This window comes from Streptomyces sp. NPDC029014 (assembly GCF_055564695.1).
Genome location: NZ_JBVHVT010000026.1, coordinates 24,062 through 46,204, shown reverse-complemented (window position 1 = coordinate 46,204; position 22,143 = coordinate 24,062). Strand labels below are relative to the sequence as shown.

The 22,143-nt window shown below is 72.0% G+C and carries 22 protein-coding genes; 17 read left to right on the top strand and 5 right to left on the bottom strand.

The annotated features are described in order from the left end of the window. Positions 1–241: 241 nt before the first annotated feature. The 3 genes from ACZ4VL_RS16535 to ACZ4VL_RS16525 all read left to right on the top strand — a co-directional run bounded on the left by ACZ4VL_RS16535 (position 242) and on the right by ACZ4VL_RS16525 (position 3,931). Entirely contained in the window at positions 242–2,005 is a 1,764-nt protein-coding gene (locus ACZ4VL_RS16535; protein ID WP_468200160.1) for a serine/threonine-protein kinase, read from the top strand. 74 nt (positions 2,006–2,079) lie between these two features. Next, complete coding sequence (gene mqnC / locus ACZ4VL_RS16530) at positions 2,080–3,279, top strand: cyclic dehypoxanthinyl futalosine synthase (protein ID WP_468200159.1); 1,200 nt, start codon at positions 2,080–2,082, stop codon at positions 3,277–3,279. Between the two features lie 7 nt (positions 3,280–3,286). Then, positions 3,287–3,931 carry an imidazolonepropionase-like domain-containing protein gene (locus ACZ4VL_RS16525; protein ID WP_468200158.1) on the top strand — a complete coding sequence of 215 codons (645 nt, stop codon included), beginning with the start codon at positions 3,287–3,289 and terminating at the stop codon, positions 3,929–3,931. Here ACZ4VL_RS16525 and ACZ4VL_RS16520 read toward each other — a convergent pair. Then, positions 3,897–4,223: a response regulator transcription factor gene (locus ACZ4VL_RS16520; protein ID WP_468200156.1), complete on the bottom strand. Its 327-nt coding sequence runs from the start codon at positions 4,221–4,223 to the stop codon at positions 3,897–3,899. The genes ACZ4VL_RS16525 and ACZ4VL_RS16520 overlap by 35 nt on opposite strands. Before the next feature lie 62 nt (positions 4,224–4,285). Beyond that, entirely contained in the window at positions 4,286–5,182 is an 897-nt protein-coding gene (locus ACZ4VL_RS16515; protein WP_468200154.1) for a DUF3152 domain-containing protein, read from the bottom strand. Between the two features lie 307 nt (positions 5,183–5,489). On the opposite strand from ACZ4VL_RS16515, the gene ACZ4VL_RS16510 reads away from it, so the two are divergent. Beyond that, positions 5,490–6,182 carry a demethylmenaquinone methyltransferase gene (locus ACZ4VL_RS16510; RefSeq protein WP_468200152.1) on the top strand — a complete coding sequence of 231 codons (693 nt, stop codon included), beginning with the start codon at positions 5,490–5,492 and terminating at the stop codon, positions 6,180–6,182. Between the two features lie 15 nt (positions 6,183–6,197). Then, complete coding sequence (locus ACZ4VL_RS16505) at positions 6,198–7,127, top strand: glutaminase (RefSeq protein ID WP_468200150.1); 930 nt, start codon at positions 6,198–6,200, stop codon at positions 7,125–7,127. A gap of 6 nt (positions 7,128–7,133) precedes the next feature. On the opposite strand, the gene ACZ4VL_RS16500 is transcribed toward ACZ4VL_RS16505, so the two are convergent. Then, positions 7,134–7,673 carry a GNAT family N-acetyltransferase gene (locus tag ACZ4VL_RS16500; protein ID WP_468200149.1) on the bottom strand — a complete coding sequence of 180 codons (540 nt, stop codon included), beginning with the start codon at positions 7,671–7,673 and terminating at the stop codon, positions 7,134–7,136. Positions 7,674–7,770: 97 nt separating this feature from the next. On the opposite strand from ACZ4VL_RS16500, the gene ACZ4VL_RS16495 reads away from it, so the two are divergent. Continuing rightward, positions 7,771–9,054 (top strand): geranylgeranyl reductase family protein, encoded by a 1,284-nt coding sequence (locus tag ACZ4VL_RS16495; RefSeq protein ID WP_468200148.1) that lies wholly within the window; start codon positions 7,771–7,773, stop codon positions 9,052–9,054. Between the two features lie 58 nt (positions 9,055–9,112). Here ACZ4VL_RS16495 and ACZ4VL_RS16490 read toward each other — a convergent pair whose 3' ends face one another. Both ACZ4VL_RS16490 and ACZ4VL_RS16485 read right to left on the bottom strand, forming a co-directional pair. Continuing rightward, positions 9,113–9,499 carry a hypothetical protein gene (locus tag ACZ4VL_RS16490; RefSeq protein WP_468200146.1) on the bottom strand — a complete coding sequence of 129 codons (387 nt, stop codon included), beginning with the start codon at positions 9,497–9,499 and terminating at the stop codon, positions 9,113–9,115. Positions 9,500–9,650: 151 nt separating this feature from the next. After that, positions 9,651–10,469 (bottom strand): C40 family peptidase, encoded by an 819-nt coding sequence (locus ACZ4VL_RS16485; RefSeq protein ID WP_468200145.1) that lies wholly within the window; start codon positions 10,467–10,469, stop codon positions 9,651–9,653. A 980-nt stretch (positions 10,470–11,449) separates the two neighbouring features. On the opposite strand from ACZ4VL_RS16485, the gene ACZ4VL_RS16480 reads away from it, so the two are divergent. The 11 genes from ACZ4VL_RS16480 to nuoK are packed head-to-tail and all read left to right on the top strand — an operon-like array spanning position 11,450 to position 22,136. After that, on the top strand, positions 11,450–11,809 hold the full coding sequence (locus ACZ4VL_RS16480) for an NADH-quinone oxidoreductase subunit A (protein ID WP_114053663.1): 360 nt from the start codon (positions 11,450–11,452) through the stop codon (positions 11,807–11,809). A 14-nt stretch (positions 11,810–11,823) separates the two neighbouring features. Beyond that, on the top strand, positions 11,824–12,378 hold the full coding sequence (locus ACZ4VL_RS16475; RefSeq protein ID WP_360624040.1) for a NuoB/complex I 20 kDa subunit family protein: 555 nt from the start codon (positions 11,824–11,826) through the stop codon (positions 12,376–12,378). Continuing rightward, positions 12,375–13,118 carry an NADH-quinone oxidoreductase subunit C gene (locus tag ACZ4VL_RS16470; RefSeq protein ID WP_468200142.1) on the top strand — a complete coding sequence of 248 codons (744 nt, stop codon included), beginning with the start codon at positions 12,375–12,377 and terminating at the stop codon, positions 13,116–13,118. The genes ACZ4VL_RS16475 and ACZ4VL_RS16470 overlap by 4 nt, the downstream gene beginning before the upstream one ends. Beyond that, on the top strand, positions 13,118–14,446 hold the full coding sequence (locus ACZ4VL_RS16465; RefSeq protein WP_468200141.1) for an NADH-quinone oxidoreductase subunit D: 1,329 nt from the start codon (positions 13,118–13,120) through the stop codon (positions 14,444–14,446). Before ACZ4VL_RS16470 ends, ACZ4VL_RS16465 begins: the two co-directional genes overlap by 1 nt. Then, positions 14,443–15,201: an NADH-quinone oxidoreductase subunit NuoE gene (gene nuoE, locus ACZ4VL_RS16460; RefSeq protein WP_468200139.1), complete on the top strand. Its 759-nt coding sequence runs from the start codon at positions 14,443–14,445 to the stop codon at positions 15,199–15,201. Before ACZ4VL_RS16465 ends, nuoE begins: the two co-directional genes overlap by 4 nt. Beyond that, entirely contained in the window at positions 15,201–16,550 is a 1,350-nt protein-coding gene (gene nuoF, locus ACZ4VL_RS16455; RefSeq protein WP_468200138.1) for an NADH-quinone oxidoreductase subunit NuoF, read from the top strand. Before nuoE ends, nuoF begins: the two co-directional genes overlap by 1 nt. Next, positions 16,547–19,054, top strand: a complete 2,508-nt coding sequence (locus ACZ4VL_RS16450; RefSeq protein ID WP_468200136.1) for an NADH-quinone oxidoreductase subunit G — start codon at positions 16,547–16,549, stop codon at positions 19,052–19,054. The genes nuoF and ACZ4VL_RS16450 overlap by 4 nt, the downstream gene beginning before the upstream one ends. Next, positions 19,051–20,421, top strand: coding sequence for an NADH-quinone oxidoreductase subunit NuoH (nuoH, locus tag ACZ4VL_RS16445; protein WP_468200134.1), 1,371 nt, complete (start codon positions 19,051–19,053; stop codon positions 20,419–20,421). The genes ACZ4VL_RS16450 and nuoH overlap by 4 nt, the downstream gene beginning before the upstream one ends. Further along, positions 20,414–21,028 carry an NADH-quinone oxidoreductase subunit NuoI gene (gene nuoI, locus ACZ4VL_RS16440; RefSeq protein ID WP_468200132.1) on the top strand — a complete coding sequence of 205 codons (615 nt, stop codon included), beginning with the start codon at positions 20,414–20,416 and terminating at the stop codon, positions 21,026–21,028. Before nuoH ends, nuoI begins: the two co-directional genes overlap by 8 nt. Continuing rightward, entirely contained in the window at positions 21,025–21,840 is an 816-nt protein-coding gene (locus tag ACZ4VL_RS16435; RefSeq protein ID WP_468200130.1) for an NADH-quinone oxidoreductase subunit J, read from the top strand. Before nuoI ends, ACZ4VL_RS16435 begins: the two co-directional genes overlap by 4 nt. Beyond that, entirely contained in the window at positions 21,837–22,136 is a 300-nt protein-coding gene (gene nuoK, locus ACZ4VL_RS16430; protein ID WP_361090877.1) for an NADH-quinone oxidoreductase subunit NuoK, read from the top strand. Before ACZ4VL_RS16435 ends, nuoK begins: the two co-directional genes overlap by 4 nt. Positions 22,137–22,143 lie beyond the last annotated feature (7 nt).

Sequence of the window (22,143 nt, the reverse complement as noted above, 5' to 3'; positions counted from 1 at the left end):
GGGGAATTCCCGCCGCCCCTGCGGCCCCACCCACCCCGCCCGGCCCCGCCGCCCCGCGCGTGGGTGTCACCCGTACGGCAGGCCACGGGGCAGCAGGGACACGCGACGCCACGGTGTCCGGACCCTCGGCGGGTTCGAGCCCGCGGGAACGGCCCCGGGGTCCCCCTGACGCACCTAAGGTGGATCACGAGGTGGATCACGAGGTGGACCACCTCGTCGGGACCACGGGGGAGGGGCCGGGATGGAGCCGCTGGAGGCGGGCGAGCCGCGGAGCATCGGTGCGTACCGGCTGCTGGGCCGGCTCGGTGCGGGGGGCATGGGCCGGGTCTACCTGGGCCGCAGCGCGGGCGGCCGGACGGTCGCCGTCAAGATCGTGCACCCGCATTTCGCCGCCGACGCGGAGTTCCGGGCCCGGTTCCGCCGCGAGGTGGAGGCCGCCCGGCGGGTCGGCGGCGAGTGGACCGCGCCCGTGCTGGACGCCGACCCGGAGGCGCCGGTGCCGTGGGTGGCCACCGGGTACGTGGCGGGACCCTCGCTGGGCGCCGCCGTGGCCGCGCACGGGCCGCTGCCGCAGGCCGCGGTACGGGCGGTCGGCGAGGGGCTGGCCCGCGCCCTGGTGGCGGTCCACGGGCTGGGGCTCGTCCACCGAGACCTGAAGCCGTCGAACGTGATGCTGACCCTCGACGGGCCCCGCCTGATCGACTTCGGGATCGCCCGGGCCACGGACGGCACCACCTCCCTCACCTCCACCGGGGTCTCCGTCGGCTCGCCCGGCTACATGTCGCCCGAGCAGATCCTCGGCAAGGGCGTCACGGGCGCCGCCGACGTGTTCTCCCTCGGCGCGGTGCTGGCGTTCGCCGCGACCGGGCAGCCCCCCTTCATCGGGGACAACTCGGTGACCCTGCTCTACAAGGTGGTCCACGAGCCGCCGGACCTGGACGCCCTCCCGCCCGGCGAGCTGCGCGACCTGGTCGCGGCCTGCCTGGACAAGGATGCCGGGGCCCGGCCGTCCCCGCAGGCCGTGGCGGAGGCGTTCGACGGAGCCCTGCGCGCCCCCGGCCGGCTCCCCGAGCCCGTGATGGAGCAGGCGAGCCGCGCCGCGGTGGCCCTGCTCGACCTGGACGCGGTGGACGCGGTGGAGGGGGAGTCGGGGAGCGGTTCCGGGCCGGTCCCGTTCACCGCGCCCTCGTACGGGGCGCAGGCCGCGGCCGGCGGTGCGGCCGCGGCCGCCGGCGTCGGGGTCGGCGTCTTCGGCGCGCCCGACCCCTCCTACGGCGGCTCGTTCGGGGGCCCGGTCGGGCCCGCGGCGGGACCGTACGGTGCCCCGACGGAGACGGCCGGCGGCGGCAGCCCCGGCAGTGGCGGGGTTCCGCAGCCGCGCACCGCCCCCGACGGGGAGGGGACCGCCCCCGGCCGCAAGGTGACCATGACCGCCGCCGGGCGCCGGTTCAGCTGCACGGTGGTGGTCGCGGCCGCCGCGGTGACGGCCGCGCTGTCCGGCGGGCTGTTCGGGCTGGGGCTGCTGCCCGGGACGGGAGGCGGGCAGGACCACGCGTCCCCGCCGGCCGCAGCGACCAAGCCCTCCGCGCAGTCCTCGTCGGGCCCGACCCCGCTGCCGACGCCCAGCCCGTCCCAGGGCGCCCGCGAGGACGTCCCGCAGGAGCTGGTCGGCACCTGGAAGGGCACGGTGGCCACGGCCCGGCTAGGGCTGTCGAGCGAGTTCGAGATCACGATCAAGGCGGGCCGGGTCGGCGAGGTCGTCGGCCGCGACAAGTCGGTCCTGCCCGTCTTCGGCACCGACTGCTCCGGTAACTGGAAGCTGGTGTCGGCCACCGACCGCTCCCTGGTCCTGGACACCTCGGGCAACCCCAACCCGGCGCCCGGAATCTGCTCCGGCGGCTCCGCCGACGAACGCTTCACCCTCAACGCGAACGGCACGCTGCACTACCGGTCGGGCGACTCCGCGGCCGGGAACCCGGAGGGGGACCTGACCCGCGGCCGGTGAGTTCCGGCGCCGGGCCCTGGCGTAGGCTGGCTCGGTCCGGATCTCTTGACACACCGCCGAAGGGTGACGCACCGGTGACCGACCAGGCCGCTCTCCAGTCTGTCCTCGACCGTGCCGCCGCGGGGGGCCGGATCACCAAGGAGGAGGCGCTCGACCTCTACCGGCACGCCCCCCTGCACGCCCTCGGCCAGGCCGCCGACGCGGTGCGCCGCCGCCGCTACGCGGGTACCGAGCACATCGCGACGTACATCATCGAGCGCAACATCAACTACACCAACGTGTGCGTCACGGCCTGCAAGTTCTGCGCGTTCTACGCGGCCCCCAAGGACACGGGGAAGGGCTGGTCCCGGGACCTCGACGACATCCTGCGCCGCTGCGCGGAGACCGTCGAGCTGGGCGGCACGCAGATCATGTTCCAGGGCGGCCACCACCCGGACTACGGCGTGGAGTACTACGAGGAGCACTTCTCCGCCATCAAGAAGGCGTTCCCGCAGCTGGTCATCCACTCCCTCGGCGCGTCCGAGGTCGAGCACATGGCCCGTATCTCCGGCGTCTCCGCCGAAGAGGCGATCAAGCGGATCCACGCGGCCGGCCTGGACTCCTTCGCGGGCGCCGGCGCCGAACTGCTGCCGGAGCGGCCGCGCAAGGCGATCGCCCCGCTGAAGGAGTCCGGCGAGCGCTGGCTGGAGATCATGGAGATCGCCCACGGGCTGGGCGTGGAGTCCACCTCCACCATGCTCATGGGCACCGGCGAGACCAACGCCGAGCGCATCGAGCACATCGCGATGATCCGTGACACGCAGGACCGCACGGGCGGCTTCCGCGCCTTCATCCCGTACACGTACCAGCCCGAGAACAACCGCCTGAAGGGCCGTACCCAGGCGACGGTCTTCGAGTACCTGCGGATGATCGCGATCGCGCGCCTGTTCCTCGACAACGTGGCCCACATCCAGGGCTCCTGGCTGACCGTCGGCAAGGAGGCGGGCCAGCTCTCCCTGCACTACGGTGCGGACGACCTCGGCTCGGTCATGCTGGAGGAGAACGTCGTCTCCTCGGCCGGTGCCAAGCACCGCTCCAACCGCCAGGAGATCATCGACCTCATCCGCAAGGCGGGCCGCACCCCGGCGCAGCGCGCGACGACGTACGAGCACCTCGTCGTGCACGACGACCCGGCGAACGACCCGGTCGACGACCGCGTGGTCTCGCACATCTCCTCCACCGCCCTCGAAGGCGGCACGGCGCACCCCGAGCTGAAGCTCATCGCGGCCGAGTGATCCGGCCTTGCTGACGCTGCACACCGCGGGGCTGCTCGTCGCCGGGCGCGGGGCCGAGCCCCTGCCCGGCGGGGCCGTCCTCGTGGAGGGCGACCGGATCGCGGGCACCGGCCCGTACGAGGAGCTCGCCGCGGCCCGGCCGCACGCGCGGACCCGCCGCTGGCCCGGCGTGCTGACGCCGGGGCTGCTGGTGCACGGGGCGCAGGAGTTGCTGGAGGGGACGTACTACCCGGACGACCCGTACGAGACCGCCGAGCTCGGCACCGAGCCGGTGACCGGGGCGGAGGCGCTGGCCGCGCTGGAGTTGACCGATGCCCGCCGCGGCAACAGCGCCCGGCGGGCGACGCAGCGGCTGCTGGCCCGGGGCGTGGTGGCGGTGGCGGGGCGGCTGACGGTTCCGGCGGTGCGCACGGCCGTGGCCCGGTCGGGGCTGGAGCTGTTGCCGCCGGCCGGTGGGGGCGCCGGGGCCCCGCTGGATCCGTTCGCGGGGCGGGAGCACGTCGAGGAGGCCTTCCACGGGGTGCTCCGGACGGGTGCTCCGGCCCGGTTCGCGGTGTTCGCGGCGGCGGACCTCGGGGAGCTGGCGGCGGTGGGCGCGACGAGCTGTGTGGCCACCGTCATCGGCGGGCGGCTGCTGCACCGCCGGCGCTGACCCCGCGTGCGGCGAGGCGGCCGTCCTCGCGGGCGAGGGCGGCCAGCACGCAGGCCTGGAGGCGGCTGATGCCGCCCAGTTTGGTCCGTATGTTGTGGACGTGGAACTTGACGGTACTGACGGACAGTTGGAGTTCGCAGGCGAGTTCCGCGTTGGAGGCCCCGGTGGCCAGGCACAGGAACACGGCGGATTCCTGTTCGGTGAGCTGCACCGCGCGCCGCAGTGCTTCCTTCTTCTGCGCCGGCGTGTAGGCCGGGAACCAGGCAGGGACGCTGAAGCTGACGACGCGCACGTTTCCACTCCTCGCCCCCGGCCGTCACGGCCCGGACGGTCGACTCTCCGACTCTCCCCGCTCTAAGGGACGGGTGGACCGGACAGGTAGGTTCCCTTTCCGTCGTACGGCCAGGCGTTGGCCGTGCAGCCGAGCAGTCCCTTGATCTGCTGCATCATCGCGGGGGCGGGCTTGCCGGGGCCGGGGCAGGTCTCGTGGCCGCGGCCTATCTCGTGGCCGACCTCGTGGTTGACGATCAGCGCCCGGTACTCCTCCACGGGGCCCTTGAACTGGGGTGATCCTTCCTGCCAGCGCTTGAGGTTGACGACGACGTCGTGTCCGGCGCGGCAGTTGGTCTCGCCGACGAGCTCGGGGGTGACCACCTCGCACAGCTTGTCGGTGGTGGTGGGGGTGGCGATCTTCACGGTGAAGTCCACGGGGCTGCCGGCGCCGACGAGCTGGAAGCCGTGCGCCGGGTCGGATATCCAGCCGCGGGGGTCACCGAGGATGGTCTCGACGGCCTGGGCGGCGGTGTTCGGGTCGATTCCGCTGCCCTCCTCGACCTCGATGCGCCAGCGGCGGGCGGTGCCCTTGCCCTGCGGCTGCCCGGCGCGGGTGGAGGCGGTGAACGAGCCGCTACCGGTGGCCGGGACCGGTGCCTTGGAGCTCGCGGACGGCTTCGGGTCCGCGGGCGGGGAGGCCGCGGCGCCGGGTACGGGGGAGCCGTGGGCGCCGCCGGAGGAGCGGGAGGCCCGTCCGGGGTCGTCGGCGGGGCGCGGGTCGGTGGTCACCCGGTCGGCGACGGTGGTCTTCTTCGCTTCGGGCCAGGCGGTCCACAGTGCGGCGACGGCGGCGACGGTGGTGGCCGAAACCAGAAGGGTGCGGCGCAGGCGCCGGCGCCGCTCGGCCCGGCGGCGGGCGCGCGGCCCGGGGGGAGCGCCCGCGTTCGTGGAGCGACCGGTGGAACGACCTGCCGGCATGGTGAAGCCCTTTGCTCGGGGCGGCCCCCTGGGGATCCGGCCACCGGAGGTCCGGAACCGGCGGGTGGTGATCATCACCGGGCCGCGCCCGCCCAGTTAACCCCTTTCGTCGCTCTGGTCATAACTGTCCTCGGGGCCAGTTCGGTTGGGGTTCTCCCCGGGCACCGGATCGGAATGGCTCATTCCGTGCGGTGGGTCCCCCCGGCGGCCGGGCGGAGCCCCCGCCGGGCCGCCTCCGCCGGCCTGAGAGGATGAGCCCGTACGCACACGGACCGGAACCAACCACGCACCTGAGGGGCCCACGCCAGTGACCCGCGCTTCCCTGGACAAGCAGCCGCACGAAGTCGCCTCCATGTTCGACGGTGTGGCGGCGAACTACGACCTCACCAACGACGTGCTCTCCCTCGGCCAGGCCCGCCTGTGGCGCAAGGAGGTGGCCAAGGCGGTCGCCGCCCGTCCCGGGCACAGGGTGCTGGACCTGGCCGCCGGCACGGCGACCTCCTCACTGCCGTTCGCCGCGACCGGTGCGTACGTGGTGCCCTGCGACTTCTCCCTCGGCATGCTCCTCGAGGGCAAGAAGCGCCACTCCTGGCTGCCGCTGACCGCCGGCGACGCGACGAAGCTGCCGTTCAAGGACGACGTCTTCGACACCGTGACGATCTCCTTCGGGCTGCGCAACGTCCAGGACACCGACGCCGCGCTGCGCGAGCTGTACCGGGTGACCAAGCCCGGCGGCCAGGTCGTCATCTGCGAGTTCTCGCAGCCCACCTGGGGGCCGTTCCGCACGGTCTACACGGAGTACCTGATGCGCGCCCTGCCGCCGGTGGCCCGCGCCGTGTCCTCCAACCCCGACGCGTACGTGTACCTCGCCGAGTCGATCCGGGAGTGGCCGGAGCAGGCCGAGCTGGCGGCCCTGCTGCAGAAGGCCGGCTGGTCCAAGGTCGCCTGGCGCAACCTCAGCGGCGGCATCGTCGCGCTGCACCGCGGCTCCAAGGCCTAGCCGGCGGTGGCGGCGGTGGCGGACACCGGGGCCCCGGACTACGCGGAGCTGCTGGAGCGGATCGCGGCCGACGTGCGGCCGCTGGTCGGCAGCGGCACGCCCGCCGAGTACATCCCGGCCCTGGCCGAGGTGGACCCGGGGCAGTTCGGCATGGCCGTGGCGGACCTCGAAGGGAACGTCGTCGGGGTCGGGGACTGGCGGACCCCGTTCTCCGCCCAGTCCATCACCAAGGTCTTCGCGCTCGCCCTGGCGCTGGCCGAGGGCGGCGACAGCCTGTGGGAGCGGGTCGGCCGGGAGCCCTCCGGCAACCCGTTCAACTCCCTGGTGCAGCTGGAGTACGAGAACGGCATCCCGCGCAATCCGTTCATCAACGCGGGCGCCCTCGTCGTCACCGACCGGCTGCAGACCCTGACCGGCGACGCGAGCAGCGAGCTGTTGGAGTTCCTGCGCCGGGAGAGCGGCAACCCGGACATCGGCTTCGACGCGGAGGTCGCCGCCTCCGAGCACGAGCACGGCGACCGCAACGCCGCCCTCGCGCACTTCATGGCCTCGTACGGGAACATCGCCAACCCCGTGCCCGCCCTGCTCGACCACTACTTCTGGCAGTGCTCCATCGAGATGAGCTGCGCCGACCTGGCCCGCGCCGCGCGGTTCCTGGCGCGGCACGGGCTGCGGGCGGACGGCAGCCGGCTGCTGACCCGCAGCGAGGCCAAGCAGATCAACGCGGTGATGATGACCTGCGGGACGTACGACGCCGCGGGCGACTTCGCCTACCGCGTCGGGCTGCCCGGCAAGAGCGGGGTGGGCGGCGGCATCGTCGCCGTCGTCCCCGGCGTGTGCACCCTCGCCGTGTGGAGCCCCGGCCTGGACAGCCGGGGCAACTCGGTCGCCGGTGTGGCCGCCCTCGACCGGTTCACGACCCTGACCGGACTGTCCGTCTTCTGAGCCCGGTCACAGGGCGAGGGCGTAGCGGCGGCCGGTGCGGGTGCCGCCGGGGAGGGGGAAGACCTCCTCCAGGGTCATGCCGAGGCGCTCGGCGACCGCCACCGAGCGGGCGTTCGCGTCGTCGATCATCGCCACGACCCGGAGCACCCCGGCGGCGCGGACCCGCTCCAGGGTGGTCAGCGCGGCGGCGTACGCGTACCCCTTGCCCCAGGCGGACCGGGCCAGGCGCCAGCCGATCTCTATCTCGCCGACCGGCCCCCACGCCTTCTGCGCGGGCCAGGGCTGGGCGCCCGTGAAGCCCAGGACGCGGCCGTCCTCGTCCAGGAGCGTCCACAGGCAGTAGCCGAGCTGTGCGTCGTGCATCCGCTGGCGCGCGGTGAACTCCTCGTACGCGGACAGCTCGGCCGGTCCGCCGAGGAACTCCATGACGTCCGGGTCGGCGAAGACACCGTGCCAGGCGTGCGCGTCCTCGTCGGTGGGCACGCGCAGCCGGACGGCGGGGAGCGGCCGGGTGGGCGAGGTCGGCGAGGTCGGCGAGCTTGTCATCAGGTAACCCTTCGGATTCGCGATCTCTCTCGCTGCATAGACTGCACACGTCCCGTGCCAATGGGCACCCCCTATCGAGCCTTCGGGAGACCCCGCAGTGACCGAGCCCCTCTCCGAACACTCCGCGGACGTGATCGTCGTCGGGGCCGGGCCCGCCGGCTCGACCACCGCCTACTACCTCGCCAAGGCCGGCCTGGACGTCCTGCTGCTGGAGAAGACGGCGTTCCCGCGCGAGAAGGTCTGCGGTGACGGCCTGACCCCGCGCGCCACGAAGCAGCTGGTCGCGATGGGCATCGACATCTCCGAAGAGGCCGGCTGGCTGCGCAACAAGGGTCTGCGCATCATCGGCGGCGGGCAGCGGCTCCAGCTGGACTGGCCGGAACTCGCCTCCTTCCCGGACTACGGACTCGTCCGCAAGCGCGACGACTTCGACGAGATCCTGGCCCGGCAGGCCCAGAAGGCCGGCGCCCGCCTGTACGAGCGCTGCAACGTCGGCGAGCCGATCCGCGACCCGCGCACGGGGCGCATCACGGGCGTGCAGGCCAAGCTGGGCGAGGAGAAGACCCCGGTCACCTTCCACGCGCCGCTCGTGGTCGCCGCCGACGGCAACTCCTCCCGGCTGTCGCTGGCGATGGGTCTGCACCGGCGCGAGGACCGCCCGATGGGCGTGGCCGTCCGCACGTACTTCACGTCGCCGCGGCACGACGACGACTACCTGGAGTCCTGGCTGGAGCTGTGGGACCGGCGCGGCCCGCAGGACCGGCTGCTGCCCGGCTACGGCTGGATCTTCGGCATGGGCGACGGCACGTCCAACGTCGGCCTCGGCATCCTCAACTCCTCCTCCGCCTTCAAGGAGCTGGACTGGCGCGAGGTCCTCAAGGCGTGGTGCGCTTCCATGCCGGAGGACTGGGGCTACACCCCCGATAACATGACGCACCCGATCCGCGGCGCGGCCCTGCCGATGGCGTTCAACCGGCAGCCGCACTACACCAAGGGCCTGCTGCTGGTCGGTGATGCGGGCGGGCTCGTCAACCCGTTCAACGGCGAGGGCATCGCGTACGCCATGGAGTCGGGCCGGATCGCGGCCGACGTCATCGTGCAGGCCAACGCCCGGGCCACGCCGTCGCAGCGCGAGCTGGCGCTGCACAACTACCCGAAGGTGCTCAAGGAGACCTACGGCGGCTACTACACGCTGGGCCGCGCCTTCGTGAAGCTGATCGGCAACCCGAAGGTCATGAAGGTCGCGGCGCAGCGCGGCCTGACCCACCCGGTGCTCATGCGGTTCACGCTGAAGATGCTGGCCAACCTCACCGACCCGACGGGCGGCGACGCGATGGACCGCATCATCAACGGCCTGTCGAAGGTGGCCCCCCGCGCCTGAAAAGCGGACGAAAGGGTCCAATGGCCGTGCAGGCCCCGTGAAGGCGGGGTGAGGCGGTTCAGGCGGGTCGCGCCGGGTTCTCCCCGGAGCGGCCCGCTCCGTCTTCGTACGGGGCCGTGGAGGGCGCCTGAGGGGGTGTCGGGGGCTCCGGGGGCGGTGCGCCGGCTCCGTGGACGGCGCGCACGCAGCGGGCCGTCAGGGCGGCCCCGTAGGCCAGCATCGCCAGGGCGGCGGCCCACACGAGGGCGAGCAGGGCGGGGTGTCCCGGTTTGTCCCACGGGCGGGTGGTGTTCAGCAACAGGCCGCCGACGGCGAGGAGGAAGAGCCCGGCCGCGGCCGGGAGGGCGGTGGCGTCGGTCACTCCGTCATCGCCGGGGTCGCCGGGGCGGCCGTCCGCACTGCCGCCGTGGTCCTCGTACGGCTCCGACAGCCGCGGTGCGTTCACGCGCCCACCTCCACGGGGATGGTAGGCGCCCCGCCCGGGCGGGCGGTACTTCGTGCCGGGGCCGCCGTACGGGCGCACGGCGGAGGGCCGGTACTCCGCCCCCGAGCGGGGGAGTACCGGCCCTCCGGCCGTACGTGGTGGCCCGTGGGGCTCAGAGGACGCGGACCGCGCCCGTCGGCCGGTCGTAGCTCAGGTTGCGCTCGACGATGCCGGTGCTGGGGTTCTGCGCGCCGACGAACTTGCCGCCGCCGACGTAGATCGCGACGTGGTAGGCGCTGCCCTTCGGGCCCCAGTACAGGATGTCGCCCGGCTGCAGGGCGCTCAGGGAGACCGAGGTGCCGTACGAGGACTGCGGCTGCGAGGTGCGCGGCAGGGAGATGCCGGCCTGCCGGTACGCGGCCTGGACCAGGCCGGAGCAGTCGTACGCGGAGGGGCCGGTCGAGCCCAGGATGTAGGCCTTGCCGACCTGCGCGCGGGCGAAGTTGACGATGGCGGCGGCGGAGCCCTTCGCCGGAGTGACCGTCCCGACACCCTGCTCGTCCGAAGAGGCGGCGGCGGAGGCCGTCTTCAGCCCGGAGCGCTCGGCGTTGCGGGTGGCGCGCTCGGCCTCGGCCTTGCGGTCCGCCTCCTGCTTCGCCTTCTTCTCGGCGGCCTCCTTGGCCTCCTTGGCCTCGGCGGCGGCGCCGGTGCGGGCGCTCTCCTCCTCGGCGTGCAGCTCGCCGTCGACGGCGGCCGCGCGGGTGTTCTCCGCGGCGGTGGTGACGGCGGAGGACACCTCGGCGCCCAGGTCCATGTTGAGGACCGGCATTTCGAGGGTCTCGGTCACGGGCTCGGCGGCGGGGGACGCGCTCGCCGTGCCGGCCATCGCCAGGGTGCTGAGGACGCCACCGGCGACTCCGGCGCGAACCGCGAGCTTCGAGGCGCTGCGGCGGGGCTTCCGGTGGCTGGGTATGTGAGCGGTGTGGGACATGAGAACAACCGCTATCAGGGGGGTGCGGCTCGCTTCAAGAAACGTGGTCTGCGCCACAGTTGCGCGAGAAGTGAGGCAACCGGGCGCGCCGCGCTCCTTATTGACGCCGTAACGGACTAATCGGACACCCCCTCACAAGGCTGTGATCATGGGGTTTCCGCAATACGTCCCATTTGGTCCTGCGCCTACCATTCCCGCGGACTGTTGGCCAAGCCCCGTTTCGGAGGGGCTGGTTCAGAGTGGCGCAGGTCACAGCGGAGTCACGCCACGGGGTCGTCGTGGCCGGTCCGTGATCTCGCCGTGAGCGAGTCGCGTCCGAAGCGGCCCGGGGGCGCTCGGGGGAGTGTCCGCGGGGGTGGCTGCCGCGGCGCCGGAAGGGATGCCCGCGGGGGTGCCCGCAGGGGTGCCCGGAGAGGGTGCCGGGAGGTGGCCGGAAAGGCGCCGCGGGCGGGCGGAAGATCGCCGGGCGGGCGGCCGGGGGGATTGTCGGGGGGCGGCGGGGAAGTGGTGCGGCGGGCCGGCGGGCGTCCTGCTCCGGGGTCGGCGGAGATCGTGAACGCACGCACGTGTCCACTTCCGTCCCCGCGGCCTCCCCCGACCGAGCGACGCGGATCCCCTTACCATGGACATCTGAATTCGGCCAAATTTGCCTGCGCCCGTCATCGTTTGGTAGGGCAAGACCCCTCCTACCTGGGGTAACAGGCGTGGATGTCACGTTTGGTGATCAAGTGGATGCCTTGCGTATGAAGATCACCACTCATCGGACTTCATGATCGTTCGCCGGGTGGTGGAGATCACAAACTCGGTGTTGTCACCCGTGTCGCAGATCACAGATCGGCGGGCATAGGATGCGCAGCAGCCCGGCTTGTGAACTGCCTCACATGCAAGCGCTCGATCAAGAAGCGTGGTCTTCGCGGGGCGGGGCAGCGGTGCCGGCGCAGCGGTCCAACGGTCAAGGACGACTGGAAGGAGCGAGGAGCGTGAATGCCTACGCGCCCATCCTCGTGCTCGGCGCCCTAGGCGCAGGGTTTGCGATCTTCTCCGTGGTCATGGCCACGCTGATCGGCCCGAAGCGGTACAACCGGGCGAAGCTCGAAGCGTACGAGTGCGGCATCGAGCCGACCCCCACGCCGGCCGGCGGCGGCCGCTTCCCCATCAAGTACTACCTGACGGCGATGCTCTTCATCGTCTTCGACATCGAGGTTGTCTTCCTCTACCCCTGGGCCGTCACCTTCGACGCCCTGGGGATCTTCGGGCTCGTCGAGATGCTGCTCTTCGTGCTCACCGTCTTCGTCGCCTACGCCTACGTCTGGCGCCGCGGCGGCCTGGAATGGGACTGAGGGACTGAATTCCCATGGGACTGGAAGAAAAGCTGCCGAGCGGCTTCCTGCTGACCACCGTCGAACAGGCCGCGGGCTGGGTGCGCAAAGCCTCCGTCTTCCCCGCCACCTTCGGCCTGGCCTGCTGTGCCATCGAGATGATGACCACCGGTGCGGGCCGGTACGACCTGGCCCGCTTCGGCATGGAGGTCTTCCGCGGCTCCCCGCGCCAGGCCGATCTCATGATCGTGGCCGGCCGGGTCAGCCAGAAGATGGCGCCGGTGCTGCGGCAGGTGTACGACCAGATGCCCGCTCCCAAATGGGTCATCTCCATGGGGGTTTGTGCATCTTCGGGCGGAATGTTCAACAACTACGCGATCGTCCAGGGCGTCGACCACATCGTTCCGGTGGACATCTACCTGCCCGGTTGCCCGCCCCGCCCCGAGATGCTGATGGACGCGATCCTCAAGCTCCACCAGAAGATCCAGACCTCCAAGCTCGGGGTGAACCGGGAAGAGGCGGCCCGCGAGGCGGAGGCCGCGGCCCTCAAGGCGCTCCCCACCATCGAGATGAAGGGGCTGCTCCGGTGAGCGAGACCACCCCAGACCACGCCCACGGCAACGACGGCGGCAACGGGAACAACGTTCCCGCCCCCCGGGAGTCCGCCGGCCCCGACGTGATCGGCGTCCGCAAGGGCATGTTCGGCGCCCGGGGCGGCGGGGACACCAGCGGCTACGGCGGCCTCGTCCGCACCGTGGCCCTGCCCGGCGCGAGCCACCGCCCCTACGGCTCCTACTTCGACGAGGTGGCCGACGAGCTCGAAGGCGCCCTGGAAGAACAGGACCTGCTCCCCGCCAACGCCATCGAGAAGACGGTCGTCGACCGCGGCGAGCTCACCTTCCACATCGCCCGCGAGCACCTCGTCAAGGTGGCCTCCACCCTCCGCGACGACCCCGCCCTGCGCTTCGAACTGTGCACCGGCGTCAGCGGCGTCCACTACCCGGAGGACCGCGGCCGGGAGCTGCACGCCGTCTACCACCTGCGCTCGATCACCCACGGCCGGACCGTGCGGCTGGAGGTGTCCGCGCCGGACAGCGACCCGCACGTCCCCTCGCTCGTCTCCGTCTACCCGACCAACGACTGGCACGAGCGCGAGACGTACGACTTCTTCGGCCTGGTCTTCGACGGGCACCCGGCCCTCACCCGGATCATGATGCCGGACGACTGGCAGGGCTTCCCGCAGCGCAAGGACTACCCGCTCGGCGGCATTCCCGTCGAGTACAAGGGCGCCCAGATCCCGGCTCCCGACCAGCGGAGGTCGTACAGCTGATGTCCAACACCTCGAACCACGCGGCCTCCCGCGAAACCACCGAGGGCACCGTCTACACGGTCACCGGCGGCGACTGGGACGAGATCGTCCAGTCCGCGACCAAGGCGGACGACGAGCGCATCGTCGTCAACATGGGTCCCCAGCACCCGTCCACCCACGGAGTGCTCCGCCTGATCCTGGAGATCGACGGCGAGACGGTCACCGAGGCCCGCTGCGGCATCGGCTACCTCCACACCGGCATCGAGAAGAACCTCGAATTCCGGAACTGGACGCAGGGCACCACCTTCGTGACGCGCATGGACTACCTGACGCCGTTCTTCAACGAGACGGCGTACTGCCTCGGCGTCGAGGAGCTCCTCGGCATCACCGACCAGGTCCCCGACCGCGCCACCGTCATCCGCGTCCTGCTGATGGAGCTCAACCGGATCTCCTCCCACCTGGTGTGCATCGCCACCGGCGGCATGGAACTCGGCGCCACCACGATCATGATCTACGGCTTCCGGGACCGCGAGCTGATCCTGGACATCTTCGAGCTGATCACCGGCCTGCGCATGAACCACGCGTTCGTCCGGCCCGGCGGCCTCGCCCAGGACCTGCCCCCCGGCGCAGTGGACCAGCTGCGCGAGTTCCTCAAGACCATGAAGAGGAACCTGCCGGAGTACGACAAGCTCGCCACCGGCAACCCCATCTTCAAGGCCCGCATGCAGGACGTCGGCTACCTCGACCTCACCGGCTGCATGGCCCTCGGCGCCACCGGGCCCATCCTGCGCTCCGCCGGCCTGCCGCACGACCTGCGCAAGGCGGACCCGTACTGCGGCTACGAGACCTACGAGTTCGACGTGCCGACCACCGAGACCTGCGACTCGTACGGCCGCTTCCTGATCCGCCTGGAGGAGATGCGCCAGTCCCTGAGGATCGTCGAGCAGTGCCTGGACCGGCTGGAGCCCGGCCCCGTCATGGTCGCCGACAAGAAGATCGCCTGGCCGGCGCAGCTCGCGATGGGCCCCGACGGGCTCGGCAACTCGCTCGACCACATCAAGAACATCATGGGCACCTCCATGGAGGCCCTCATCCACCACTTCAAGCTGGTGACCGAGGGCTTCCGGGTCCCGGCCGGGCAGGCCTACGCGGCCGTCGAGTCCCCCAAGGGCGAACTCGGCGTCCACGTCGTCTCCGACGGCGGCACCCGCCCCTACCGGGTCCACTTCCGCGACCCGTCCTTCACCAACCTGCAGGCCATGGCCGCGATGTGCGAGGGCGGCCAGGTCGCCGACGTCATCGTCGCCGTCGCCTCCATCGACCCCGTGATGGGAGGCGTCGACCGATGACAGCCAACCCCGCCCGTCGAGAGGTGAGCCTGGGCATGCCCGGGCTGCCCGCCCCCGACTACCCGGCGGAGGTCCGCGCGCGGCTGGCGGCGGACGCCGCAGAGGTCATCGCCCGCTACCCCGACAGCCGCTCCGCCCTGCTGCCGCTGCTGCACCTGACCCAGTCCGAGGAGGGTCACGTCTCGCCGACCGGCATCCGGTTCTGCGCCGAGACGCTCGGCCTGACCACCGCCGAGGTCACCGCCGTCGCCACCTTCTACACGATGTACCGGCGCCGGCCCTCGGGCGACTACCAGGTCGGCGTCTGCACCAACACGCTGTGCGCGGTCATGGGCGGCGACGCCATCTTCGAGGAGCTCAAGGACCACCTCGGGGTCGGCAACAACGAGACCACCAGCGACGGCAAGGTCACCCTCGAACACATCGAGTGCAACGCGGCCTGCGACTACGCCCCCGTCGTGATGGTCAACTGGGAGTTCTTCGACAACCAGACCCCCGAGTCCGCCAAGGCCCTCGTCGACGACCTGCGCGCCGGCCGCCCCGTCGAGCCGACCCGCGGCGCGCCCCTGTGCACGTACAAGGAGACCGCCCGGATCCTGGCCGGCTTCCCCGACGAGCGGCCCGGGGCCGTCGAGGCGAGCGGCAGCGCCGGACCCGCCTCCCTGACCGGGCTGCGCATCGCGCGCGGCGAGGCCCCGCACCACGGCAAGGTCGTGCACCCGCGCGGCGAGGCGACCGGCGAGGAGGGGGAGTGATGAAGTTGACCACTGCCATGCACGAGAACGGCACCAGCCCGGAGAAGCTGCTGGCCCCCGTGCTGTCGGCGTTCTGGGACGAACCCCGGTCGTGGACGCTGGAGACCTACCGGCGCCACGAGGGCTACGAAGGCCTGCGCAAGGCCCTCGCCATGACCCCGGACGAGGTCATCGCGTACGTGAAGGACTCCGGTCTGCGCGGACGCGGCGGCGCGGGCTTCCCCACCGGGATGAAGTGGCAGTTCATCCCGCAGGGCGACGGAAAGCCGCACTACCTCGTCGTGAACGCGGACGAGTCGGAACCGGGAACCTGCAAGGACATCCCCCTTCTCTTCGCCAATCCGCACTCCCTCGTCGAGGGAATGGTCATCGCCTGCTACGCGATCCGCTCGGAGCACGCCTTCATCTACCTGCGCGGCGAGGTCGTCCCCGTCCTGCGGCGCCTGCACGAGGCGGTGCGCGAGGCGTACGAGGCGGGCTACCTCGGGCAGAACATCCTCGGGAGCGGGCTGAACCTCGACATCACCGTGCACGCGGGAGCGGGCGCGTACATCTGCGGTGAGGAGACGGCACTGCTCGACTCCCTCGAAGGCCGGCGCGGTCAGCCCCGGCTGCGTCCCCCCTTCCCCGCCGTCGAGGGGCTCTACGCGTGCCCCACTGTCGTCAACAACGTCGAGTCCATCGCGTCGGTTCCCGCGATCCTCGCCAAGGGCAAGGACTGGTTCAAGGCGATGGGGACCGAGAAGTCCCCCGGCTTCACCCTCTACTCGCTCTCCGGGCACGTCGCCTCGCCCGGCCAGTACGAGGCCCCGCTCGGCATCACCCTGCGCCAGCTCCTCGACATGAGCGGCGGGATGCGCCCGGGCCACCGGCTGAAGTTCTGGACCCCCGGCGGCTCCTCCACCCCCATGTTCACTGCCGAACACCTGGACGTGCCGCTCGACTACGAGGGCGTCGGCGCGGCCGGGTCGATGCTCGGCACCAAGGCGCTGCAGTGCTTCGACGAGACCACCTGCGTGGTGCGCGCCGTGACCCGGTGGACCGAGTTCTACGCCCACGAGTCCTGCGGCAAGTGCACCCCCTGCCGCGAGGGCACGTACTGGCTGGTCCAGCTGCTCCGCGACATCGAGGCCGGCCAGGGCGTCATGGCGGACCTCGACAAGCTGAACGACATCGCCGACAACATCAACGGCAAGTCGTTCTGCGCGCTCGGTGACGGCGCCGCCAGCCCGATCTTCTCCTCGCTGAAGTACTTCCGCGAGGAGTACGAGCAGCACGTCACGGGCAAGGGCTGCCCCTTCGACCCCAGCAAGTCGACCCTCTGGGCCGACAGGGAGGTGAACGCATGACCGTCGCCACGAACGCCCCCGCCGGTGGCGGAACGGCCGCGGTGCCGCCCGAGGACACGGTCTCCCTCACCATCGACGGCATCGAACTGTCGGTACCCAAGGGAACCCTGGTCATCCGGGCCGCCGAGCAGATCGGCATCGAGATCCCCCGGTTCTGCGACCACCCCCTCCTCGACCCGGTCGGCGCCTGCCGGCAGTGCATCGTCGAGGTCGAGGGCCAGCGCAAGCCGATGGCCTCCTGCACCATCACCTGCACCGACGGCATGGTCGTCCGGACGCAGCTCACCTCGCCCGTCGCCGAGAAGGCCCAGCACGGGGTGATGGAGCTGCTGCTCATCAACCACCCGCTGGACTGCCCGGTCTGCGACAAGGGCGGCGAGTGCCCGCTGCAGAACCAGGCGATGTCGCACGGCAACGCCGACTCCCGGTTCGAGGGGAAGAAGCGCACCTACGAGAAGCCGGTGCCGATCTCCACACAGGTGCTGCTGGACCGCGAGCGGTGCGTGCTGTGCGCGCGCTGCACCCGGTTCTCCACCCAGGTCGCCGGCGACCCGATGATCGAACTGCTGGAACGCGGCGCGCTGCAGCAGGTCGGCATCGGCGAGGGCGACCCGTTCGAGTCGTACTTCTCCGGCAACACCATCCAGATCTGCCCGGTCGGCGCCCTCACCTCGGCCGCGTACCGGTTCCGCTCCCGCCCCTTCGACCTCGTCTCCTCCCCGAGCGTGTGCGAGCACTGCGCGGGCGGCTGCGCGACCCGGACCGACCACCGGCGCGGCAAGGTCCTGCGCCGGATGGCCGCCGAGGACCCCGAGGTCAACGAGGAGTGGATCTGCGACAAGGGGCGGTTCGCGTTCCGGTACGCGCAGCGCCCGGACCGGCTGACCACCCCGCTGGTCCGCAACGCCGAGGGCGTGCTGGAACCGGCGAGCTGGCCCGAGGCGCTGGAGGCGGCGGCCGCCGGGCTCGCCGCGGCGCGCGGCCGGGCCGGCGTGCTGACCGGCGGGCGGCTCACCGTCGAGGACGCCTACGCGTACGCCAAGTTCGCGCGCGTGGTCCTGGACACCAACGACATCGACTTCCGGGCCCGCGTGCACAGCGCGGAGGAGGCCGAGTTCCTGGCCTCCGAGGTCGCCGGGTACGGGGTCGACCTGCGCGGGCCGTGGCCGTCGTACGCGGAGCTGGAGGCCGCGCCGGCCGTGCTCCTCGTCGGCATCGAGGCCGAGGAGGAGGCCCCGGGCGTCTTCCTGCGGCTGCGCAAGGCGTACCGCAAGCGCAAGCAGCGGACCTTCGCCCTCGCCCCGTTCGCCACCCGAGGCCTGACCAAGGCGGGCGGCACGCTGCTGGCCGCGGCACCCGGCACCGAGCCCGAGTGGCTCGACGCGCTGGCCTCGCGGACCGGCCTGGAGGCGGGCGGCGCCGAGGCCGCCGAGGCGCTGCGGCTCGGCGGCTGCGTCATCGTCGTCGGCGAGCGGCTCGCCGGGGTGCCGGGCGCGCTGACCGCGGCCGTGCGGGCGGCGGCCGCGACCGGGGCCGCCCTGGTGTGGATCCCGCGTCGGGCCGGCGAGCGGGCCGCCATCGAGGCGGGCGCGCTGCCGTCGCTGCTGCCCGGCGGTCGCCCGGCCACCGACCCGCGGGCCCGCGGCGAGGTCGCCGCCGCCTGGGGGCTGGACGAGCTGCCGCACCGCTACGGCCGCGACACCGGGCAGATCGTCGAGGCCGCCGCCACCGGTGAACTGTCCGCCCTGCTCGTCGCGGGCGTGGAGGTCGCCGACCTGCCGGACCCGGAGCGGGCCCGGACCGCCCTGAAGGAGGCCTTCACGGTCTCCCTGGAGCTGCGGCCCGGGGAGGTCACCGACCACGCGGACGTGGTCTTCCCGGTCGCGGCCGTCGCCGAGAAGGCCGGCGCGTTCATCAACTGGGAGGGCCGCCTCCGGCCGTTCGAGGCCGCGCTCAAGCCCGACCAGATGACCCGCCCGCTCGCCCCCGCCGACGCCCGCGTGCTGCACATGCTGGCCGACGCCGCCGACCGGCCGCTCGCCCTGCCCGACGTGCACGCCGTACGCCGCGAACTGGACCGGCTCGGCCAGTGGGAGGGCGCGCGCGCCGCCGACGTGTCCGCCGGCACCGAGCCGCTGCCCCGCCCCGCCGCGGGCGAAGCCGTCCTCGCCGGACACCGGCTGCTCCTCGACCGGGGCCTGCTCCAGGAGGGCGACGAGGCCCTGGCCGGCACCCGGCACGAGGCCGCGGCCCGGCTGTCGGCCGCCACGGCCGTCGAGACGGGCGTCAGGGACGGCGACGTCCTCGCGGTGACCGGGCCCGGCGGCACCGTGGAACTCCCACTGCGGATCACGCAGATGCCCGACCGGGTGGTCTGGCTCCCGCTGAACTCCACCGGCTCGGGCGTGCGCGCCGACACCGGCGCCCTGCCGGGCACCCTCGTACGGATCGGCCCGGCGACCCCGGCCGGCGCAGGCGGCACCACTGCGGAGGTGGGCGCGTGAACGCGGTACAGCTCGCTGCCGAGGACCTGTCCCTGTTCGGCAGGGACCCCTGGTGGCTCGTCGTCCTCAAGGCGGTGTTCTGCTTCGCCTTCCTGATGGTGACCGTGCTCTTCTCCATCGTGTGGGAGCGCAAGGTCGTCGCCTGGATGCAGCTGCGCATCGGCCCCAACCGGCACGGCCCCTGGGGCATGCTCCAGTCGCTCGCCGACGGCGTGAAGCTGATGCTCAAGGAAGACATCATCGTCAAGCGCGCCGACAAGGTCGTCTACGTCCTGGCGCCGATCGTCGCGGCGATCCCGGCGTTCATGGCGATCGCGGTGATCCCCTTCGGGCCCCCCGGCGACGAGGTCTCGATCTTCGGCGTGCGCACCACGATGCAGCTCACCGACCTGCCCATCGCGATGCTGTACGTCCTCGCGGTGGCCTCGGTCGGCATCTACGGCATCGTGCTGGCCGGCTGGTCCTCGGGCTCCACGTACCCGCTGCTCGGCGGCTTGCGCTCCTGCGCCCAGATGATCAGCTACGAGATCGCGATGGGCGCGGCCTTCGCCTCCGTCTTCCTCTACTCCGGGTCGATGTCGACGTCGGCGATCGTGGAGGCGCAGGCGGACCGCTGGTTCATCGTGCTGCTGCCGGTGTCGTTCATCATCTACGTCGTCACGATGGTCGGTGAGACGAACCGCGCCCCGTTCGACATGCCGGAGTCCGAGGGCGACCTCGTCGGCGGCTTCAACACCGAGTACTCGTCGATCAAGTTCGCGATGTTCATGCTGGCCGAGTACGTCAACATGGTCACCGTCTCCGCGGTCTCGGTCACCCTGTTCCTCGGCGGCTGGCGGGCCCCGTGGCCGATCAGCAGCTTCTGGGAGGGCGCCAACCACGGTTGGTGGCCGCTGCTCTGGTTCGTCATCAAGGTCCAGCTGCTGCTGTTCTTCTTCATCTGGCTGCGCGGCACCCTGCCCCGCGTCCGCTACGACCAGCTGATGAAGCTCGGCTGGAAGGTCCTGATCCCGGTCTCCGTGCTCTGGCTGATGCTGGTGGCGACCGTCCGGGCGCTGCGCAACGAGGCCTACGACTTCGCGCAGATCGTCCTGTACGTGGGCGGTGCGGTCGTCGCGGTCCTGCTGCTGTCCTTCGTCGCCGACGTGCTGCGCGACCGCAGGGAGAAGGCCGCAGCCGGGCGGTCCGAAGCCGCTGCCGGGGCCGAGCCCTTCGACCCGCTCGCGGGCGGCTTCCCCGTACCCCCCAAGCCCGGCCAGCACCTGGCACCCGTACCGCGCAGGCGGCCCCGCCAGGAGCGGGAGCTGATCGCCAGTGGCGGGGCGAATACTGACAGTGACCGAGAGGAGGGTGCTGAGAATGTCTGACGAGAAGTGGCAGAACCCGGTGGCCGGCTTCGGCGTGACCTTCAAGGCCATGTTCAAGAAGCGCCTCACCGAGCAGTACCCGGAGCAGCAGAAGACCACCGCCCCGCGCTTCCACGGACGGCACCAGCTGAACCGGCACCCGGACGGTCTGGAGAAGTGCATCGGGTGCGAGCTGTGCGCCTGGGCCTGTCCCGCGGACGCCATCTACGTGGAGGGTGCGGACAACACCGAGGAGGAGCGCTACTCCCCGGGCGAGCGGTACGGCCGCGTCTACCAGATCAACTACGCCCGCTGCATCCTGTGCGGGCTGTGCATCGAGGCGTGCCCGACGCGGGCGCTGACGATGACGAACGAGTTCGAACTGGCCGACGCCAGCCGGGAGTCGCTCATCTACACCAAGGAGCAGCTGCTGGCGGGGCTGACCGAGGGCATGGTCGAGGCCCCGCACGCGATGTACCCGGGGACGGACGAGCAGGACTACTACCGCGGCCAGGTGACGGGGGCTGCGCCCGGTACGGAGCGGCAGGCCGCCGTGTCCAAGGGCGAGGCCCCGAAGGAGAAGGCGGCGCACGGTGGCGGCGGCCCGGCCGAGGGGGTGGGGGCGTGAGCGCGCTCGCCGCGGGCGCGGCCTCGCTCACCTCGACCGGTGAGGCCGTGCAGTTCTGGATCCTCGGCACGGTCGCCGTGATCGGCGCGCTGGCGACGATCCTGATGAAGAAGGCCGTGCACAGTGCCCTGAGCCTGGCCGGGACGATGATCGTCCTGGCGGTGTTCTACCTCGCCAACGGGGCGTACTTCCTGGGCGTGGTCCAGGTCATCGTCTACACCGGCGCGATCATGATGCTGTTCCTCTTCGTGGTCATGCTGGTCGGCGTCACCGCCGCCGACTCGCTGAAGGAGACCATCAAGGGGCAGCGCTGGCTGGCCGCGCTGTGCGGGCTCGGCTTCGGCGTCCTGCTGATCGCCGGCCTCGCCAACGCCTCGCTGAACCACTGGAACGGGCTCGGCCGGGTCAACTCCGCCGGGCACGTCGAGGGCCTGGCCCTGCTGATCTTCACCCGGTACGTGTTCGCCTTCGAGGTCACCGGAGCACTGCTGATCACGGCCGCCGTCGGCGCGATGGTGCTCACCCACCGCGAGCGCACCGAGCGGGCCGCCACCCAGCGCGAGCTGTCCGAGCAGCGCGTCCGCGAGGGCGTCCAGCTCCCGCCGCTGCCGGCGCCCGGCGTCTACGCCCGGCACAACGCGGTGGACGTCGCGGGCCTGCTGCCGGACGGCACCCCGTCCGAGCTGACGGTCAGCAAGACGCTGCGGGCCCGCGGTCAGGTCCGGGACGTCTCCGGCGAGGCCCTGTCGGACCTGGCGGAGCTGGAGCAGCGGTCGGCGGAGCGGCTCGGTCGTGAGGAGGCCTCGAAGTGAACCCGGTCAACTACCTCTACCTCGCGGCCCTGCTGTTCACCATCGGTGCCGTGGGAGTGCTGATCCGCAGGAACGCGGTCGTGCTGTTCATGTGCGTCGAGCTGATGCTCAACGCCTGCAACCTCGCCTTCGTCGCCTTCTCGCGGATGCACGGCAACCTCGACGGCCAGATCATCGCGTTCTTCACGATGGTCGTCGCCGCCGCGGAGGTCGTGGTGGGCCTCGCGATCATCGTGTCGCTCTTCCGCACCCGCCACTCGGCCTCGGTCGACGACGCCAGCCTGATGAAGCTGTAAGGGGCGT

Bases quoted from the DNA above. Each gene is read 5' to 3' on its own strand.
- nuoE (WP_468200139.1), top strand. From the start codon at position 14,443: ATGACAGCCAACCCCGCCCGTCGAGAGGTGAGCCTGGGCATGCCCGGG.
- nuoI (WP_468200132.1), top strand. From the start codon at position 20,414: ATGTCTGACGAGAAGTGGCAGAACCCGGTGGCCGGCTTCGGCGTGACC.
- nuoF (WP_468200138.1), top strand. From the start codon at position 15,201: ATGAAGTTGACCACTGCCATGCACGAGAACGGCACCAGCCCGGAGAAG.
- ACZ4VL_RS16450 (WP_468200136.1), top strand. From the start codon at position 16,547: ATGACCGTCGCCACGAACGCCCCCGCCGGTGGCGGAACGGCCGCGGTG.
- ACZ4VL_RS16475 (WP_360624040.1), top strand. From the start codon at position 11,824: ATGGGACTGGAAGAAAAGCTGCCGAGCGGCTTCCTGCTGACCACCGTC.
- ACZ4VL_RS16535 (WP_468200160.1), top strand. From the start codon at position 242: ATGGAGCCGCTGGAGGCGGGCGAGCCGCGGAGCATCGGTGCGTACCGG.
- ACZ4VL_RS16485 (WP_468200145.1), bottom strand. From the start codon at position 10,469: ATGTCCCACACCGCTCACATACCCAGCCACCGGAAGCCCCGCCGCAGC.
- ACZ4VL_RS16465 (WP_468200141.1), top strand. From the start codon at position 13,118: ATGTCCAACACCTCGAACCACGCGGCCTCCCGCGAAACCACCGAGGGC.
- ACZ4VL_RS16515 (WP_468200154.1), bottom strand. From the start codon at position 5,182: ATGCCGGCAGGTCGTTCCACCGGTCGCTCCACGAACGCGGGCGCTCCC.
- ACZ4VL_RS16500 (WP_468200149.1), bottom strand. From the start codon at position 7,673: ATGACAAGCTCGCCGACCTCGCCGACCTCGCCCACCCGGCCGCTCCCC.